Here is a 17,069-nt window from a genome sequence, read left to right on the forward strand (position 1 = left end):
GACGCGCCGTACGTTGCGTCGGAAGTCGTGAGACGCAGGGAGAAGTCTTCAGCCATGCAGAATTCGATGTATCAGTCCTCGCGCTACGTCCGCACCCTGCGTGCCGCGGGCAACCGGGATTTCACGTCGTTCGGAGGCCGGCTCGATTCCTATGAGGGCGACGAGCGGACCATGGCTTTTCATTCGCTCTTCGGAAACGCGCGGCTGATCGACCGGGACATCGTCGAACTTCTCACGGAGGCCTCCCAGGGCATCAGCTGGGAGCGACTGCGGGAGCGGGTCGACGACGCCTCACTGCGCGACCTCGTCGAGGCCCGGTTCCTCGTCGAGGCGGGGCACGACGAGGCCGCGGAGATCGACGGCCTGCTGGAGAGCCGGCAGAGCGCACTCGGCAGCGGAGTGTTCCACTCCTCCATCCAGCTCGTGCTCACCAACGCCTGCAACTTCTCCTGCCAGGGCTGCTTCGCGTACAACTTCGACGGCGGCGTCGAGGAGCGCAACACCTCCGGCGAGTCGGTGAAACCCGGCCCGGTGCTGGTCGAACTGCGCCGCACGCGTGAGGTCGCGGGCCCCACCCGTCAGGACTCGGGCCCCACGTTCGCCAAGGGCGACTGGAACCACGGCGCGGACGAGGCCCGCAACCCCTCGATGCACATGTCGCGCGAGGTGGCCGAGAAGACCGTCAAGGAGGCCATCGCGCTGCGCAAGGCCAACGGCGGCGGCCATCTGACGGTGTCGTTCTTCGGCGGCGAGCCCACCCTGGCGCGGGGCACCATCCTGCACGTACTGCGCACCTTCGGCGACAGCCACGACGGGGTCACCCTCTCCTACGACCTGACCAGCAACGGCTCCCGCATCGACGACGAGTTGCTGGCGGCGCTCGCCGAGCACCGCGTCGACACCACCGTCTCCATCGACTACCTGGTCCCGGAGACCGGCGAGTTCCGCGGCGGGCAGCAGCAGCGCACCTCGTGGGCCGTGGTCCGCAAGGCGATCCTCGACATGAAGGCCGCGGGCGTCCCGGTCAGCATCACCTCGGTGCTCTCCCAGTACACGTGGGACAAGTGGGGCACCCCGCTCATCGACTTCGTCGCCGAGGCCGGTCTGGAATCCCTGGACGTCATCGTGTCCTTCCAGGCCAAGGAGTTCTTCCAGCAGCACAGCCCGCACGACGTGGCGCAGCGGCTGCTGGCGGCCGTCGACTACGGACGTGAGCGCGGCGTGCAGCTCAGCGGCTACTGGTACCAGACCTTCCAGATGATCATCGATGAGGCCAAGTGGGCCGAGCAGGCCGACTACAAGACCTGCCCGGCGGTCGGCCGTCAGCTCTCCATCGAGCCCAACGGCAGTGTCTTCGCCTGCAAGGCCACCGCCCGCAAGCTGGGCACCATCGACGACTGGCGTGGCATCTTCTCCTCGCCCGCCTACCAGGACTACGGCATGCGGGCCTACACCAACGGCCCCGGCTGCCAGGGCTGCGAGCTCCAGGGCACCTGCTCGGGCGGCTCCGCCGGAGCGCTGGAGGAGGAGAACGGCTCGATCCAGGTGATGTCGCCCGGCTACTGCGCCTACATGCGCGAGGTGGTGCAGGGCCTCCTGGAGCGCCATCACGCCCAGAGCCTCGCCACGCCGGCCTGAGCCGGGCTCCGACGCTCTCCGCACCGGCCCGCCTGCGCGCGAGGCGGGCCGCCGATCCACGAACCGTGCCCACCACTCCGGTCCGGGCCGAGGAAGGGTGACGTGTTTCATGGCAATGATGGGGATGCACTTCGGCCACGACGCGGGTGTCGCGCTCACCGAGGCGGGCGGCTACCGCGTCATCGAGGCCGAGCGCCGTCTGGGGCTGCGCCATGTGTGCGGCGGCAACGGCGACTTCCCGCAGGCCGCCGCCGAGTGGCTGGCGGAGCTACGGGAGCGGGCGGCGAGCCCGGTGACCGGGATCGCGGTGGCCGACTGGTACACGCCGGTGTGCCAGGTGCTGCCCCCGGCGCTGGTGGAGCTCGTCAACGAGGACGCCCGCTGGACGGCCACCGGCGGCACCGGCCTCGCCGACGCGGTGACCCGGGTGATCAAACCCCTGGACTGGCCGCTGGCCAAGGGGTTCGGCGACATCACCCTGACCGCGGTACGCCACCACTACGCGCACGCCGCCCTCGCGTACTACACCTCCGGGGCCCGCAAGGCCCTGGTGCTGGCCCTGGACGGAACGGGCAACTACGCCGAGTGCGGCATGCTCTGCCTCGGCGACGGCGACCAGCTCACCCCCGTGATGTCGTTCACCAACCGCACCGGCCCGCGCTTCGGTCTGGTCTACGAGGCGCTCGCCCGGCGCGTCCACGGCAGCCAGTTCGACACCGGCAAGCTGCTCGGGCTGACGGCCACCGGGGAGACCGATGCCGCCCTGCTGCCGGTGCTGCGCGCCATGCTCGTCCCGCAGTCCACCCGGCGCGCCTCGCCGGACCTGTACGAGCTGCTCGACGAGGACCGGCTGACCGGCACCGCGCTGCGCTACGCCGACACCTGGTGGGAGTACGACCCGCACAGCGGCGGGTATCTGGACGCGGGCCTGGCCGACTCCTCCGACGACGACGTCGTGCACTCCTTCGGCTCGGTCTTCCCCGACGAGATCCGCACCGCGGACGGGCGAAGCACCCCGGTCGGGACGTCCCCGGACGCGCGCATCTGCCGGGACCTGGCGGCCACCTTGCAGAACGCCGTGGAGCGGGACCTGACGTCGCTGGTCGCCGGCGTCAGCCGGCGCTTCCCCAGCTATGCGACGCTCTGTTACGCGGGCGGCTGCGCGCTCAACATCACCGCCAACAGCCGCCTCGCCGAATGCGCCCAGTTCACCCGGGTGTCCATCCCGACCTGCTGCGACGATTCGGGGATCGCGCTGGGCGCGGCGCTGGCCGTCGCCGACCCGGCCGACCGCCCGGCCCTGCTGGGCCGCTCGGGATGGGCGCCGCTGGCCTACGCCGGACCGCCGCTGGAGGGCTTGGACACGGGGAGCCGCGACGACGCCGAGCAGGTCGACGGCCTGAGACGGCGACTGGGCGGCCTCGGGCTGTCCCTGCGCCGCCCGGCCGGCGACGAGGAGTTCGTCCAGGCCGTCGCCGACCTGCTGGCCGACCGGCGGTGCGTGGCCTGGCTGGAGGGCGGCCTGGAGACCGGACCGCGGGCGCTGGGCCACCGTTCCCTGCTGGTCTCGGCCCACTGGAGCGGCGCCCGCCGGTACGTCTCCCAGACGATCAAGAACCGGGAGTGGTTCCGGCCGGTCGCGCCGATCTGCCCGGAGGAGGTGGCCGACCAGTACTTCACCGGGCCCCTGGACCACACCCAGACCATGCTGTTCGCGGTGCGGGTGCGGCCCGACCGGGCCCAGCAGCTCGCCGAGGCGCGGCACATCGACGGGACGGCCCGCCTCCAGACCGTACGGCCCGACGTCCATCCCCTGCTGCACCGGCTGTGCCACGCGGTGGCCGCCCGCACGGAGTTGCCCGTGCTCATCAACACCAGCGCCAACGGCGGCGGCCGTCCCCTCCTCAACCACCTGGACGAGGCACTGGAGTTGCTCACCGGGACCGAGCTGGACGCCGTGGTGCTGCCCGAACGCCGCCTGATCGTCGAGTGATCCCCGTCCCCGTCCCCGTCCAGCGCCCCGTACCCGTATTCCCCGATATCTCCGGCCGGGCGAAAAATGGCCGGAATGACGATGTCGAGGCCGGACCGTCCCACCCGATCATGTGCAGGCGTCGTGTCCCTGGAGAGTGCCCGTGGCCGCCATTCCACTGCGAGACATCCACAAGACGGAACCATTGCGCGTCCTGTCCCCCGCGGACTGGCAACAGTGGATCACCCAAGGCTATGTGATCGTCCGTCAGGCGGTGCCGCCGGAGACGGTCGCCGCCCTCACCGAGGGGCTGTACTCCTTCCTCGACATGCGTCCCGAGGACCCCTCGACCTGGGCCTCGCCGCACACCGGCAACGACCGGCTGCCGGGCCACAGCGGGCTGGTGGAGATGTACAACCACCAGGCCCAGTGGGACATCCGACAGAACCCGCGGGTCCACGGGGCCTTCGCCGACATCTGGGACCGCACCGACCTGTGGGTCACCATCGACTTCTGCAACGTCAACCCGCCCAACCGGGGACCGCGCGCCTTCGACGGGTTCATCCACTGGGACGTGGACACCTCCGCCGATCCGCTCCAGGTGAGCTGCCAGGCGGTGCTCTCGCTGACCCACGGCGACGAGGAGATCGGCGGCTTCCAGTGCGTGCCGGAGATCTTCACCGAGTGGGAGAAGTGGGTGAGCGGCCAGCCCGCCGACCGCGACCCGTTCACGCCGGACATCAGCGGCTACTCGATCACCACGCCGGAGGTCGCCCCCGGCGACCTGATCATCTTCAACAGCCTTCTGCCGCACGGGGTGCACCCCAACGTCTCCGAGGCCCGAGTGCGCATGGCCCAGTACTTGACCATGGCGCCCGCCTGGGAGGAGAACGCCGACCTCCGCGAGGCCCGGGTGCGGTTCTGGCGGGACCGGATCCCGCCGCATCCGCCGCAGGGCGGGGTGCGCAAGGACGAGGCCGAACTGTACGGGCCGGCGACGCTGACCGAACTGGGCGAGCGGTTGCTGGGCCTGCGTGCGTGGCACGAGGGGAGCATTGTTGGCTAGCACCGCCCCGTCCGGGGCCCGCCCGGTCCGCCGGGCGGACCTGGGCCGCCCGTTCCGCTGGCTGTGGGCCTCGACGGCCGCCTCCAACGCGGGCGACGGCATCACCCGTACGCTGCTGCCGCTGCTGGTGGTCGCGCACCACCCCGACCCGGCGGCGGTCGCCGGGCTGACCACCGTCAACATGCTGCCCTGGCTGCTGTTCGCGCTCCCCGCGGGCGTCCTCGTGGACCGGGTGGACCGGCGCCGGATCGTGCTGGGCAGCAACCTGGTCCGCGCGGCGGCGCTGCTCGGCGCGACCCTGGTGCTTGCCGACAACCGTCCGCTGGCCCTCCTGTACGCGCTGGCGTTCCTGCTGGGCATCGCCGAGACCCTCGCCGACACCGCGGCACCCGCGATGCTGCCGCGCCTGGTCGACGAGCGGCACCTGGAGCGCGCCAACGGACGGCTGATGGCAGCGACGATCGTGCTCAACGAAACGGCCGGACCGCCCGTGGCGGGCCTGCTGGTGGGCCTGACCGCCGCCGCGGCGCTGGCCACCGGCGGGGTGCTGTACGCGCTGGCCGCGCTGCTGCTGTTCGGCCTCGCCCCGCTCGCCCGCACCCGCCGCGAGGCGGCACCGGGCGGGGCGGCACCGGGCGGGGCGCGCGGCGGGGTGCTGCGCGACATCCGGGGCGGGCTCGGCTTCGTCCTCGGCCATCGCACCCTGCGGCTCACCCTGGCCGCGAGCGCCCTGTACGGCCTGGTGTTCTCGGCGACCTTCTCGATGCTGGTGCTGCTGAGCGAGGGCACTTTGGGGCTGAGCGCCGCCGGGTACGGACTGCTGCTCGCCGTCGGGTCGCTGGGCGCCGTCGCCGGCAGCTGGCTGGCGCCCCGGGCCGCCGACCGGCTGCCCACCGTACGGCTGGCCCGCTGGTCCCTGGTGGCGTCCGGGGCCGCGTACGCCGCGCTGGGCCTGGGCCGCCATCCGGTCCTGGCCGCGCTGGCGCTCGCCGCCAACGGCGTCTTCATGATGGGCTGGAACATCCCCGTGATGTCGCTGCGCCAGCGGCTCACGCCGGAGGACCTCCAGGGCCGGGTGATGAGCGTGTCCCGGCTGTGCGCGTGGGGCACCATGCCGGTCGGCGCGACACTCGGCGGACTGCTCGCCGAAGCCCTGTCCGTGCGCGCGGTGTTCGTGGTGTGCGGGACCCTCCTGGCCGTCGGCGCGCTGGTGCTGCTCGCGCCCCTGCGCGAGGACCACTCCGCGCCCGGCGACGCACTCCCGGCGCCCTCCGCCCCGCCCCTGTCTTCCGGTGCGCCGCCCACCGATCCGCCTCCGCACAGTGACCTTCTCGACAAGGGATGACCATTGGACACACAGCTCTACGACACAGTGATCGTCGGAGGCGGCCCGGCCGGCCTCAACGGGGCGCTCTACCTGGGCCGTTCGCGTCGCCGGGTGCTGCTGATCGACTCGGGCGACGCCCGCAACATGGCAGCGGGCGTCATGCACAACGTCCTCACCAACGACGGGGCGACGATCGCGGACTTCCGGGCCCGCTCCCGCGCCCAACTCGACGCGTACGACGTGACGTTCCGCGACGACGAGGTGGTGTCGGCCGAGCCCGACGGCGACCACGTGGTGGTCACCACCAAGGAGTCCGGCACCTTCCGGGCCCGCACCCTGCTGTACGCGGCCGGTGTGCGCTCGGTGCTGCCGCCGGTCCCGGGCCTGGCCGACCTGTGGGGCACGACCGTCCTGGAGTGTCCGTACTGCCACGCCTGGGAGGTGCGCGACCGCAGCTTCGCCGTGTACGGAGGGAGCGTGCCCAGCGAGTGCCTGGCCGCGACCCTGACGGTGTGGTCCGACCGCATCACCTACCTCACCGACCGGCGCGAGCTGCCCCAGGACGAGCGGGGCCGGCTCACCGCGGCCGGCGTGCCCGTCGTCCACGACGGGGTCGGCGAGGTGAAGCCGCATCCCGAGGGCGTCGAGGTCGTCTTCGAGGACGGCCGGTCCGCGAGCTACGGGGCGCTCTTCCTCCACCTGGACATGGAGCCCCGGGTGGCCCCGCTGCGCCCCTGGCTGCAGGCCCCGGACCTGGAGTCCGTGCAGACCGACGAGCGCGGCCGCACCAGCCTGCCCCGGCTGTACGTGGCCGGAGACCTCGGCCGGACCATGCAGCAGGCCGCGATGGCCGCTGCCAGCGGAGGGCTGGCGGGCATGGCCATCAACGCCGACCTGATCCGCGAGGACCGCCCCGGCTCCCTGCCCGAGCCGCCGCCCCCGACCCCGGCCCCCTGAGTGCAGGCCGCCCACACCGCACCTGGCGTGCCCCACGGGCCCACCGCGCACGGCAGGCCGGCCGGTCACCACGGAAGGCACGACAGCCACGCACCGCGCACCGACGGGAGTCCCTGCACGATGACGTCACCCCGCGCCGAGTTCACTCCGCACATGGAGCACTACACCTTCGTTCTGGAGGACCAGCCCTATCTGGGGTACTTCCAGTACGGCAACGAGAAGACCCCCGTCTACACGACCGACCGGCACGGCTTCCGGGTCACCCCGGGCCCCGGCGGGCTCCGGGCGACGGTCGGCGACGACCGTCCCGACGGCCCGGCGCGGGTGCTCGCGGGCAGTTCCGCGGTCTTCGGCGTGGGCGCCACCGGTGACGCGGCCACGATCACCGCACGGCTGTGGAACGCCCACGCGCCCCGGCTGCCCTGGCTGAACATCGCAGGCCAGAGCCACAACTCGGCCCAGGAACTGCTGCTGTTCACCCTGTTCCAGCACGAACTCCCGCCGGTCGAGGACATCGTGCTGCTCTCCGGGGTCAACAATCTGGTGCTCAGTCGGCTGCCCGAGGAGAAGCAGGGCCGGCACGGCGCCTTCTTCGACTGCGGGCCCGCCCCCGACGTCGTACCGCCCCCGGACCAACGTGTCGCGCACGCCACCGAATTGACTATTCGTCACCTAGGGGCCTGGAAGCTGCTTGCGGACGGCCTGGGCGCCCGGCTGGTCTTCGCGCTCCAGCCGCTCGCGCCCTGGGTGCGCGAGGAACCGCTGCCCCGCGAGCAGCTGCTCTTCGAGGAGCTGGACGAGGTGTCCAACTTCCGCCGGTTCCACCACGACATCTCCACCATGGCGGTGGGCCGCGCCTACGCGGACCGGCTGGCCGCCGGATGCGCCCGGCTCGACGTGCGGTTCGTGGACCTGAACGTGGCGCTGGCCGAGGCCGCCGGGCCGCAGGACTGGCTGTTCATCGACCGGGTGCACTGCACCGATCTGGGATACGACCTGGTGGCCCGGCAGCTGGCGGACCGCCTGGACCTGAGGTGAGGAGCGCCGCCATGCCCGAAGACAGCAACGCGGCGCCCGCGTCGGCGGTCCGCCGCCTCGCCTCCTGGCTGCGGCACCGGGGTCGCCGGGGGCCCGCCCCCGACACCCCGCCGGACCGGCCCACGCCGCCGTCCCGGCTGCGGCCGCAGCCCGAGGACGACGCGTCCGTCTACCCCCTGTTCTGACATGCGGACCGGCAGGGGCGGCGCGCGCGCCGACCGCTCGGGCCCCGGCGGGCCGGACGGCCCGGTCCTGGGCATCTCCGCCTATTACCACGACAGCGCGGCAGCCGTGGTGGCCGGCGGCACCCCGCTGGCGGCGGCACAGGAGGAGCGGTTCACCCGGCGCCGCCACGACCCCGGCTTCCCCTCGCACGCCGTCGCCTGCTGCCTGCGCGAGGCCGGGCTGCGCCTCGACGAGCTGGCGGCCGTGGCGTTCTACGAGGACCCGGCGCTGAAGTTCCGCCGGGTGCTGGCGACCTGGCTGGCCACCGCCCCGCACGGCTTCCCCGTGTTCCGCCGGGCGTTCGGGCAGTGGGCCGGCTGGAAGCGGCGGGCCCTGGACGACGTACGGGCGCGGCTGCGCGCCCTGGCCCCCGGACAGCCGCTGCCACCGGTGGTGGCACACCGGCACCACGCCTCGCACGCCGCGTCGGCGTTCTTCCCGAGCCCGTACCCGTCGGCCGCGGTGCTGTGCGTCGACGGCGTGGGGGAGTGGGCCACGACAACGCTGTGGCACGGACGGGGCACCGAGCTGGCTCCACTCGCCGAACTGCGCTTTCCGCACTCCCTCGGCATGCTGTACTCGGCGTTCACGTACTTCTGCGGCTTCAAGGTCGACTCGGGCGAGTACAAGCTGATGGGCCTGGCGCCCTACGGGACGCCGCGCTACGCGCCACTCATCCGGGAGCGGCTGATCGACGTCAAGCAGGACGGCTCGTTCCGCCTGGATCTGCGTCACTTCACCTTCCAGTACGGGCAGACCATGGTCGGCCGGGCCTTCGAGGAGCTGTTCGACGGGCCGCGCCGGACACCGGAAGGCCCGCTCACCGAGCGGGAATTCGACCTGGCGGCCTCCGTGCAGCAGGTGACCGAGGAGGTGATGCTCCGGCTGGCCCGGACGGCGCTGGACCGCACCGGGGAGCGACGGCTGTGCCTGGCCGGCGGTGTGGCCCTCAACTGCGTGGCCAACGGCCGGATCCTGGCCGACGGGGTCTGTGACGAGCTGTGGATCCAGCCGGCGGCCGGGGACGCGGGCGGGGCGCTCGGCGCGGCGCTGGCCGAGTCGCACCGCCGGGGAGCGCCCCGCCCGCATGTGGGGCGCGGCACGGACGCGATGGCGGGGGCGCTGCTCGGCCCCGCTTGCTCCGATCGTAAGACGGAGGAGTTCCTGACCCGTGGCGGCTACCCCGCCGTGCGCCTGCCGGAGCGGGACATGGTGGAGCGTGTCGCGGCGGAGCTCGCGCAGGGACGGGTGGTCGGCTGGTTCCAGGGACGGATGGAGTTCGGACCACGGGCGCTGGGCAATCGCTCCATCCTCGCCGATCCGCGCGATCCCGCCATGCAGTCCACCCTCAACCTCAAGACCAAGTTCCGGGAGTCCTTCCGCCCGTTCGCGCCCGCGGTGCTGGCCGAGGACGCCAAGGACTGGTTCGACCTGGCCCAGGAGAGCCCGTACATGCTGCTGACCGCGCAGGTCGCCGCGGCACAGCGGCGGGAGTGCGGGGCCGCGACGGACGGCGCGACGGGCCTGGACCTGCTGCGGGTGCCGCGCTCGACGATCCCCGCGGTCACCCATGTCGACGGCTCGGCCCGCGTGCAGACCGTGTCGGCCGAGCGCCACGCCCGCTTCCACGCGCTGCTCACCGCTTTCCGGGACCGCACGGGCTGCCCGGTGCTGGTGAACACCTCGTTCAACGTGCGCGGGGAGCCGATCGTGCGCGACGTCGAGGAGGCGTACGCCTGCTTCATGCGTACCCGGATCGATCTGCTGGTCCTCGGCGACTTCCTGCTGGACAAGCGGGACCAGCCCGAGTGGCGGGAGGAGGCCGACTGGCGTGCCGCGATCCCGATGGACTGACCGGCTGCGACACCTCGGCCTGGCCGCGCTGTACTTCGCGGTGATCACCCCGGCCGGCCTGTGCGCACGGGCGGTGCAGGACCCTCTCCGGCGTTCCCGGGACGGCCGCCGGACGACCTACCTGGACCGCCCGGCCGCTCCTCACCCTCGCCCCGCGCGCCCCGCCCCCTCACCCCCCGGTCCGCCGTAACCGACGCACGCGGGGCCGCGGGCGGCCCTGGCGGCCCCGTGGCTCACCGGCCCACTTACCGGCTTGCTCACCGACCGCCGGGTTCCCTGGCCGAGGTCACCACCACACGACGCGTACCAAGGACGAGCACGCGGGATGCGGCCTCGGCGAATCCGCACTCCGCCGCCCAGACACTCGCCTCCTGCGCGGTGTGGGGCAGCGGCACATCACGGGCGAGGTGACCCGAGAAGCGTTCCGACGGCCGGAAGTGCGTGGCCAGGGGCAGCGTGAAACCCACCCGGCCCCCCGGCCGCAGGGCGCGCCGCCAGTCGGCCGGCGCCCGGCGCCCCAGGAAGTGCAGCGAGGACGCGCAGAGCACGACGTCGAGCGAGCGATCGGCCACCGGCAGCGGCACCGCCTCGGCGACCCGCCAGTCGATCGCCGTCGCACGTTCCAGGCCGGCGGCACGGGCCCGGCCCACCTCGACCATCCCGGGAGACAGATCGACGGCCAGGACGGGGGGCGCGGTCTCGGGCCGGCTCCGCGCGAGCTGCCGGGCGACCGCTCCCGCCCCGCACGCCACATCGGCGACCGCGTCGGCTTCACCAGGCGCCACCCACGCGATCAGGGCCCGCGCGATCTCCTCGTGGTGCCGGTGATCGTAGCTGTCGGCCAGCTCGTCGAAGGCCCCGGCCAGAGTTGCGCTCTGCATCACCGTTCGATCCTAGCCGGGCCGGGCTCGGCGGAGCTTCCGCGGAGATGACACGAACGGCGCCGGGGCTGCGCTTCCTGCCTGTTGCCCGCCGCCTGACCACATATGACATGCCGTCAAGCGGCCTAATGGCCGGTAGGGGCTCTCCGGCCGGGACAGGCTGTGCTTCTTGATCACGGTCGTGTGGGGAGCCCGTGTGGACAGGTCGGGGCAGTGGATCTTCGGGCGGATCGGTCGTGATCGCCGGGAGGGCCGGGGCCGTACGGGCGGACAGCTCACGGTCGTCGACCACAGCGGCTTCGAGGTGCCGCGGCCGCCCGCGTGGATGCGCTGGCTGCCGCCGGCCTATGTCGTGTGGGTGCTGCTGCTGGAATTCGTGACCCCCACGCCGTGGGCGGTGAGTTTCCTGCTCATCGCGCTGCCGGTGACCGCCGCGTACACCCTCGGTCCGGTCGCGGTCGCGGCGATCACGGTCTTCGCGGTGGTGCTGGAGGGCGTGCTGGCCGGGACCCCGTGCTGCACGGGCCACAACGTCCACCAGTTGTGGGAGAACCACCATGTCGCCGCCTACATCGCCACCGGCATGGTCGGCCTCCTCGGGGTGGCGCTGGCCGCTCACCGTCGGCGCCAGGAGCAGCAGCTGGTCCGGGCCCATTCGGTGGCCGAGGCGCTGATGCGTACCCTGCTGCGGCCGGTGCCGCACCGCGTCGGGCAGGTGCTCGCGGCCGGTCTCTACCGGTCCGGGGAGGTCGGCACGATGGTCGGCGGTGACCTCTTCGACATCCGTGCCACGCCGGCTGGCGAGCGCGCCCTCATCGGCGATGTCCGCGGCAAGGGTCTGCAGGCCGTGCGTACGGTCGCCGACCTCCTCGGCAGCTTTCGCGAGGCCGCCTACGACCAGGTGGACCTGCTGGCGGTCGCGGCCCGGATGGAGCGGTGCCTGGCCCGTGAGGCCGATGAGCGCCCCGACGACGAGCTGTTCGTCACCGCCGCCCTGGTCGAGTACGACGCCGTCGCCCAGCGGGTGACCATCGTCAACCACGGGCACATCGAGCCGGTGCTGATCTCCCGCGGTGAGGTGACGGCCCTCACCGGACCGCCCGCCCTCCCGCTCGGCCTGGGCGCCCTCGACGACGAGGACCCCGTCTCCTACACCCACCCGTTCCGCCGGGGCGACGTCCTGCTCCTGTGCACCGACGGCCTGATCGAGGCCCGCGACCGGACCGGGGCCTTCTATCCGCTCCTCGACCGCCTGCGCGACCGCTTCGCCGGCCGGCCCGCACCCGGCCCCGTCGACGTCATCGACTTCCTCAACACCGACCTGCCACGCCACACCCGGGTCTTCCACGACGATGTCGCCCTGCTCGCGCTGGGGCCGCAGGACGTCGGTGATGCTTAGCCGGGGAGGCGGACGGGGGCTTCGGGCTCGGTGCCCGGGGCCGCCGAACGGATCGCGGCCGACCTGGGGCAGGTGGACCTACGCGATCGCGGCACCCCTGCTGACGGCACTGACCGCGGGCTGGGGTCAGCGGCGCATCCTGGTGCTGTCCCAGCTGGTGTTCACCGTCGGCATGGTGCTGCAGGCGGTGGGCCCCGCCCTGGCGGTCGTGGCGGCGGGGCGCGTCATCGCGGCGGCCGGCGCGGCGACCTACACGCGACCGCGGGCGCGGCGGCGAGCGGCATGGTGAGCCCCGAGCGACGGGGGCTTGCCCTGGCGATGATCACCGGCGGCCTGACCGTGTCCACCGTGCTCGGCGCGCCGCTCGGCGCGCTCGTCGGTGACTGGCTCGGGTGGCGCGCCCCCCTCTGGCTGGTCGCCGTGTTCGGGCTGGTGGCCTGCGCGGGCGCGGCTCGGGTGCCGGCCCGGCCCCTGGGCGGCGCCAAGGCACGGCCGTGCGCGCCACCGCCGAGGAACTGATCGCGCGGGGTGTGCGCTTCACCGAATTTCCAGCCGAACAGTCCTGGGGCTCGTGGATGGGTGAGTTCGCCGATCAGGACGGCAACACCTATGTGCTGTACGAGCGGCTGACGGACTGACCCGCAGCGTGTGCGCGGGGCGGAATCGATGCGTCCGCCAGCCAGGGCGGCAGGCCGGCCACCCGCCTTCGACCGCGACCTCTACGGCAGCACAACACCGCGGAACGGTGCATCAACCGCCTCAAGCGGCGGCGAGGCATCGCAACGCGCCAGGAGAAAACCGTGATCATCCACCTTGCCGGGCTCCACAACGCAGGCCTCTTTCTCTCATCCACCCGATGATCCAGCGAAAACTGGCCTAGACGCCCGTCAGGCCGTCCAGGCGCTCGCGGAGGAAGTCGGCGTGGCCGCAGTGGCGGGCGTATTCGGCGATCATGTGGGTGTAGATCCAGCGCAGGGTGACCTGCCCGCCCATGAAGGGGCTGGTGTCGTCGAGGGAGTGGGCGGCACAGTGCGTCCGGGCGCGAGCGATCTCGGCTTGCCAGACGGCCAGCGCCTTTTCGTACGTGGCTCCCTCGGCGAGGTCGAAACCGCCGTCGGGGGTCCCGGGCTCGGCACCGTTCTCGAATATCGGTGGGGCGTCCTCCCGCGCCAGGATCCGGCGGAACCAGTTCCGTTCGACCTCGGCCATGTGTTGGACGAGGCCGAGCAGAGTGATCGGCGAGGGCGCCACCGACGCCTCGCGGAGCTGGTGCTCCTCCAGGCCGTCGCATTTCTGGGCGAGAGTGCTGCGGTAGAAGTCCAGCCAACTCTCCAAGGAAGTCCGCTCATCGGCGTCCAGGGGCGGCATGACGCGTTCGGGAGTGCTCATGGTCGTCATCGTGGCACGGGGGTCTGACACTGCCCTGGATGCGTGGGCAGGGGAGCGGGAGTTCCCGGACGGGCCTCGTCCTCACTCCCGCTGATGGGCCGCGCGCGCCGCCTCGACGAAGTCCTCCAGCGCTGCCCAGAACGGGCGGAAGGCGGCATCGAAGTCGTGGCGGCCGTCGGCCTCGTCGGACAGGTCTGCCGTCATGGCCGCATAGAAGGGGCGGGTTGCCCGTTGGAGGGCGAGCGCCGCGGCGGCCGCCGCGGGCGGGCCCTCCAGGTCGACGACGCGCGCGCAGCGCCGGATCTTGGCGTACTCGGCGACCTCCCGCTCCCGCAGCTCGCCGAGGGCGGCGGTACGGTCCGGGGAAACGGGCAGCCGCAGGGCCGCGGAGATCTCCCAGAACAACTCGCCGATGTGGTGGGTCTGTTCGATGAGATCCAGGTAGGCCGTGCGCCGGCTCTCCCGCAGCCGCTCGGCCCGCTGGGAACGGGCCGCGGTCTCGGCCTGGATCCTGGCGGCCTGGGTGCTGCCGCGGCCGGTGACCCAGCTGGCGAGCACCGCCGTACCGCCGGTCATCGCCGCGATCGCCAGAGTCCACACCGTGCTGTCGCCCACAGGGAGTCACGATACCGAGCCGAGGCGGAATCCCGGTCGCCGGGACCGCAGCTGCCCGCGGGCCCGGCGACGGTGAACCGACGGCCTCCGTTTCCGCCGCTACAACGGGTATGTGGGCTTGCTACGACGGGAATTCGGCCGCCGGCACCGTGCTCGTGCGCGCATTGCCGCCGAGGACCTTGTTCAGGGTGAAGGTCAGCACGGTGTACTGGGTCCCGCCGGTCACCCGGACCGTCTTGAAGTTCGCGTGGTCGTCGAACTTCTCGAAGCTGCACTCGCGGGTGAAGGAGCTCTTCGGGCCGTTCCAGTCCTCGCCGGTGGTGAAGTACACCGTGTACGAGCCGCTGTTGACGCTCCGTACGGTCGCGTTCGATCCGTGGCGCACATACAGGGAGAACGCCGTGCGGTTCGCACGGGTCAGGGTCACCACCGCATCGCGGGCCGTGCCGTTCTTGACGGTCAGCCGTCCCAGACCGCCCCGGCTGCCGTCGCGGACGAGGGTGCCGTTGGTGAGCCGCCGGTGCTGGGCCGGTTGCGTACGCGGCAGGTGCAGGGTCGTGTCGTAGCCGAGGGCGGTGAGCGCACGCCCGGCGGCCTGGACGCTCTGCGGGCTCTGCGCGCTGCCGAGGGTGACGCGGGGGGAGGTGGCGCAGCGGCCGCCTCCGGCGCTGCCGGCACTCTTGAGGTCCTGCCCCAACGCCCTCAGCGCGGAGACGAGTTGGCTGTTGCCGGGCGAGGCGTCGTCCGGTGTCGCGGTCATCTGCAGGGCGTCCGCGGCCGCATCCGCGCGGGACGACGCCGTGTCCAGCGCGGTGTTCAGCGCACTGCCCTCGTGGGCGCTGTCCACCGCGCGCAGTGCGCTGTTGAGCGGTCCGAGGGCGCCGGTCAGCGTGTGGCGGTAGGCGGCGCGGTCGACGGTCGGTGTCGGGCTGGGAGACGGAGCCGAGCTGTCGGCCGCCGGGGCCCCGCCCGCGCCGTCCGAGGAACAGGCCGACAGTGACAGCGAGAGGGCGAGGGTCGCCGCGGCGAGGCTCGCCGCCCGGGAGGCCGTGCGCCCCCGGCGGCCCTGCCGCGGCAGCGGTGCGGGCACGCTGTGGTCCTGGTCGTGCGTCGGTCTCCCGTGCCTGTCCGCCGGTGTCCCGCCCGTCGCGCGCGCAGACGTGTACGTCCTCATGAGTCCCCCGATTCCCCCGGTATCCCCCGACTTCCGGCAACCGCCGGAAGAACCAGGCTTCTCCGCCCGCAAGGGGCTGTCAAGGCCGTTGATGCGGGCGGTAGTTGAGTTCTGAGCCCGCGGATTTCGGGCTTCCCAAGCCGTGCGTCGGTCACCTGGGGGTCTGCCGCCACCCCGGTCCCCGGCTCGCGGCCGGCCGCTCCCCGGCTGCGCCGTCAGCCGGGGTGGCGTCGTCCCGGCAGGACCGTCAGCCGGGGTGGTGTCGCGCCCCCAGGGCCGTCGGGCGCCACCCCGTCCAAAGACGCCCGCCGGGGTGCGGCACCGTCCGTCCGGGCAGGTCACGGGGCTCCGGTGGCCCGGCTGGGCCGTTCGGGCCGTCCAAGGCCCCGCCCCGCGTGCGCCTCGGCCACTACCTCTCACTCAGAGCTAAAATTGGGGCATGGCTGGAGGGGAGTTCCCCGACTCGCTCGCCGAGGTGCTGGCCGGCGTCCAGCGGCTGATCCGGCGCCGGCTGCGGGCCGGGCTGACCGTCCCCCCGCTGCGCGGCGCCGAGGTGGAGCTGCTGCGGCTGGTCGCGGAGCGGCCCGGCATACGGGTGTCGGCCGCGGCCAGGGAGCTCTGTCTCGCCGGGAATTCGGTCTCCACCCTGGTCAATCAGCTCAGCCGGGCCGGGTTTCTGCGCCGGGAGACCGCTCCCGACGACCGCCGCTCGGCGCTGCTCTACCCCACCCCCGAGGCCCGGTCGCGGCTGCGTGACTGGGAGACCCGCCGCAGCGCCCTGGTGAGCGAGCAGCTCGCGCGCCTGCCGGAGGCCGACCGGGCGGCACTGGCCGCGGCCCTCCCGGCGCTGCGCCTCCTCGCCCACCACCTGCACGAGGAAGCGGAGGGCACATGACCAGCGACGACGAGGGACGGCCGGGGCGGCTGCCGGGTGCGGCCGGGCCGGGCCGCGCGCCGGTGGCGCACCGCGCCCCGGCCCCGGACGCCACCGCGCACCGTGACCCGGCACCGGACGCAGACACCGGGTCCGCGTCCGCTCCTGACGCGGTGACCTGCCGTGGTCTGCGCTATGCCTTCGGTGAGACCAGGGCCGTGGACGGCGTCGACCTGTCCGTCCGCCCCGGCGAGGTCTTCGGGCTGCTCGGGCCGAACGGCGCGGGCAAGACCACCGCGATCCGCTGCATCACCACCCTGCTGCCCGTCCCGGCCGGCATGGTGCGGGTCTTCGGGCACGACGCGGCCAGGGACCGGATGGCGGTGCGCCGGCTGCTGGGGTACGTGCCGCAGCAGCTGTCCGCGGACGCCGGGCTGACCGGCCGCGAGAACGTCGCGCTCTTCGCCCGGGTCTTCGACGTCCCGCGCCGTGAGCGGGCGGCACGCGTCGCCCAGGCGCTGGCGGCGGTCGGCCTCACCGATGCGGCGGGCCGGCTCGCCAACACGTACTCCGGCGGTATGGTCCGCCGCCTCGAACTCGCCCAGGCGCTGGTCAGCGCGCCCCGTCTGCTGATGCTCGACGAGCCGACGATCGGCCTCG

Annotated in this window: 18 protein-coding genes and 1 pseudogene; 15 read left to right on the top strand and 4 right to left on the bottom strand. The window is 73.0% G+C overall.

Going from position 1 to position 17,069, the window contains the following annotated elements; translation table 11 throughout:
- Positions 1–54: 54 nt before the first annotated feature.
- The 8 genes from EST92_RS09815 to EST92_RS09845 all read left to right on the top strand — a co-directional run bounded on the left by EST92_RS09815 (position 55) and on the right by EST92_RS09845 (position 10,077).
- Positions 55–1,638: a radical SAM protein gene (locus EST92_RS09815; RefSeq protein WP_129280549.1), complete on the top strand. Its 1,584-nt coding sequence runs from the start codon at positions 55–57 to the stop codon at positions 1,636–1,638.
- A gap of 109 nt (positions 1,639–1,747) precedes the next feature.
- Positions 1,748–3,631 (top strand): carbamoyltransferase C-terminal domain-containing protein, encoded by a 1,884-nt coding sequence (locus EST92_RS09820; RefSeq protein ID WP_254068714.1) that lies wholly within the window; start codon positions 1,748–1,750, stop codon positions 3,629–3,631.
- Positions 3,632–3,773: 142 nt separating this feature from the next.
- Positions 3,774–4,676 carry a phytanoyl-CoA dioxygenase family protein gene (locus tag EST92_RS09825; protein WP_129280550.1) on the top strand — a complete coding sequence of 301 codons (903 nt, stop codon included), beginning with the start codon at positions 3,774–3,776 and terminating at the stop codon, positions 4,674–4,676.
- On the top strand, positions 4,669–6,021 hold the full coding sequence (locus EST92_RS09830) for an MFS transporter (protein ID WP_129280551.1): 1,353 nt from the start codon (positions 4,669–4,671) through the stop codon (positions 6,019–6,021). The genes EST92_RS09825 and EST92_RS09830 overlap by 8 nt, the downstream gene beginning before the upstream one ends.
- 3 nt (positions 6,022–6,024) lie before the next feature.
- Positions 6,025–6,960: an NAD(P)/FAD-dependent oxidoreductase gene (locus EST92_RS09835; protein ID WP_129280552.1), complete on the top strand. Its 936-nt coding sequence runs from the start codon at positions 6,025–6,027 to the stop codon at positions 6,958–6,960.
- Positions 6,961–7,080: 120 nt separating this feature from the next.
- Entirely contained in the window at positions 7,081–7,998 is a 918-nt protein-coding gene (locus tag EST92_RS09840) for an Inducer of phenazine A (RefSeq protein ID WP_254068716.1), read from the top strand.
- Between the two features lie 11 nt (positions 7,999–8,009).
- Positions 8,010–8,183, top strand: a complete 174-nt coding sequence (locus EST92_RS31105) for a hypothetical protein (protein WP_154073966.1) — start codon at positions 8,010–8,012, stop codon at positions 8,181–8,183.
- Between the two features lies 1 nt (position 8,184).
- Positions 8,185–10,077, top strand: a complete 1,893-nt coding sequence (locus EST92_RS09845; protein WP_254068718.1) for a carbamoyltransferase N-terminal domain-containing protein — start codon at positions 8,185–8,187, stop codon at positions 10,075–10,077.
- A gap of 257 nt (positions 10,078–10,334) precedes the next feature.
- Here the strand turns inward: EST92_RS09845 and EST92_RS09855 are convergent, their stop codons facing one another.
- Positions 10,335–10,958 carry a methyltransferase domain-containing protein gene (locus EST92_RS09855; protein WP_254068720.1) on the bottom strand — a complete coding sequence of 208 codons (624 nt, stop codon included), beginning with the start codon at positions 10,956–10,958 and terminating at the stop codon, positions 10,335–10,337.
- 196 nt (positions 10,959–11,154) lie between these two features.
- Here EST92_RS09855 and EST92_RS09860 point away from each other — a divergent pair, with 196 nt between their 5' ends.
- The 5 genes and pseudogenes from EST92_RS09860 to EST92_RS32080 all read left to right on the top strand — a co-directional run.
- The gene (locus tag EST92_RS09860; protein ID WP_129280554.1) at positions 11,155–12,357 is read left to right on the top strand and encodes a PP2C family protein-serine/threonine phosphatase; all 1,203 of its coding nucleotides are present in this window, start codon (positions 11,155–11,157) and stop codon (positions 12,355–12,357) included.
- Positions 12,350–12,646, top strand: a complete 297-nt coding sequence (locus tag EST92_RS09865; RefSeq protein WP_129280555.1) for an MFS transporter — start codon at positions 12,350–12,352, stop codon at positions 12,644–12,646. The genes EST92_RS09860 and EST92_RS09865 overlap by 8 nt, the downstream gene beginning before the upstream one ends.
- On the top strand, positions 12,640–12,876 hold the full coding sequence (locus tag EST92_RS09870) for an MFS transporter (protein WP_129280556.1): 237 nt from the start codon (positions 12,640–12,642) through the stop codon (positions 12,874–12,876). The genes EST92_RS09865 and EST92_RS09870 overlap by 7 nt, the downstream gene beginning before the upstream one ends.
- Complete coding sequence (locus EST92_RS31110; protein ID WP_154073967.1) at positions 12,852–12,995, top strand: hypothetical protein; 144 nt, start codon at positions 12,852–12,854, stop codon at positions 12,993–12,995. The genes EST92_RS09870 and EST92_RS31110 overlap by 25 nt, the downstream gene beginning before the upstream one ends.
- Positions 12,996–13,038: 43 nt before the next feature.
- A pseudogene (locus EST92_RS32080) lies at positions 13,039–13,154 on the top strand (IS5/IS1182 family transposase); the annotation flags it as partial.
- A 79-nt stretch (positions 13,155–13,233) separates the two neighbouring features.
- Here the strand turns inward: EST92_RS32080 and EST92_RS09880 are convergent.
- The 3 genes from EST92_RS09880 to EST92_RS09890 form a co-directional block, all read right to left on the bottom strand.
- On the bottom strand, positions 13,234–13,746 hold the full coding sequence (locus EST92_RS09880; protein WP_174243971.1) for a DinB family protein: 513 nt from the start codon (positions 13,744–13,746) through the stop codon (positions 13,234–13,236).
- A gap of 81 nt (positions 13,747–13,827) precedes the next feature.
- Positions 13,828–14,361: a hypothetical protein gene (locus tag EST92_RS09885; protein WP_129280557.1), complete on the bottom strand. Its 534-nt coding sequence runs from the start codon at positions 14,359–14,361 to the stop codon at positions 13,828–13,830.
- A 121-nt stretch (positions 14,362–14,482) separates the two neighbouring features.
- A complete protein-coding gene (locus tag EST92_RS09890; RefSeq protein WP_129280558.1) occupies positions 14,483–15,451 on the bottom strand; it encodes a hypothetical protein in 969 nt (322 codons plus the stop codon).
- Positions 15,452–15,974: 523 nt separating this feature from the next.
- On the opposite strand from EST92_RS09890, the gene EST92_RS09895 reads away from it, so the two are divergent.
- Together EST92_RS09895 and EST92_RS09900 are read left to right on the top strand one after the other, a co-directional pair.
- Positions 15,975–16,430 (top strand): MarR family transcriptional regulator, encoded by a 456-nt coding sequence (locus EST92_RS09895; RefSeq protein WP_129280559.1) that lies wholly within the window; start codon positions 15,975–15,977, stop codon positions 16,428–16,430.
- Positions 16,427–17,069, top strand: a 643-nt coding sequence (locus tag EST92_RS09900; protein WP_254068722.1) for an ATP-binding cassette domain-containing protein, incomplete at its 3' end; no start/stop codon positions are given. The genes EST92_RS09895 and EST92_RS09900, both read left to right, overlap by 4 nt.

The sequence above is a fragment of the Streptomyces sp. TM32 genome (assembly GCF_004122755.1).
Taxonomy (GTDB): Bacteria; Actinomycetota; Actinomycetes; order Streptomycetales; family Streptomycetaceae; genus Streptomyces; species Streptomyces sioyaensis.

Excerpts from the sequence above, each read along its gene's own strand:
- EST92_RS09820 (WP_254068714.1), top strand. The coding sequence starts at position 1,748 with ATGGCAATGATGGGGATGCACTTCGGCCACGACGCGGGTGTCGCGCTC.
- EST92_RS09870 (WP_129280556.1), top strand. The coding sequence starts at position 12,640 with ATGGTGAGCCCCGAGCGACGGGGGCTTGCCCTGGCGATGATCACCGGC.
- EST92_RS09895 (WP_129280559.1), top strand. The coding sequence starts at position 15,975 with ATGGCTGGAGGGGAGTTCCCCGACTCGCTCGCCGAGGTGCTGGCCGGC.
- EST92_RS09815 (WP_129280549.1), top strand. The coding sequence starts at position 55 with ATGCAGAATTCGATGTATCAGTCCTCGCGCTACGTCCGCACCCTGCGT.
- EST92_RS09840 (WP_254068716.1), top strand. The coding sequence starts at position 7,081 with ATGACGTCACCCCGCGCCGAGTTCACTCCGCACATGGAGCACTACACC.
- EST92_RS31105 (WP_154073966.1), top strand. The coding sequence starts at position 8,010 with ATGCCCGAAGACAGCAACGCGGCGCCCGCGTCGGCGGTCCGCCGCCTC.
- EST92_RS09865 (WP_129280555.1), top strand. The coding sequence starts at position 12,350 with ATGCTTAGCCGGGGAGGCGGACGGGGGCTTCGGGCTCGGTGCCCGGGG.
- EST92_RS09880 (WP_174243971.1), bottom strand. The coding sequence starts at position 13,746 with ATGAGCACTCCCGAACGCGTCATGCCGCCCCTGGACGCCGATGAGCGG.
- EST92_RS09855 (WP_254068720.1), bottom strand. The coding sequence starts at position 10,958 with ATGCAGAGCGCAACTCTGGCCGGGGCCTTCGACGAGCTGGCCGACAGC.
- EST92_RS09845 (WP_254068718.1), top strand. The coding sequence starts at position 8,185 with ATGCGGACCGGCAGGGGCGGCGCGCGCGCCGACCGCTCGGGCCCCGGC.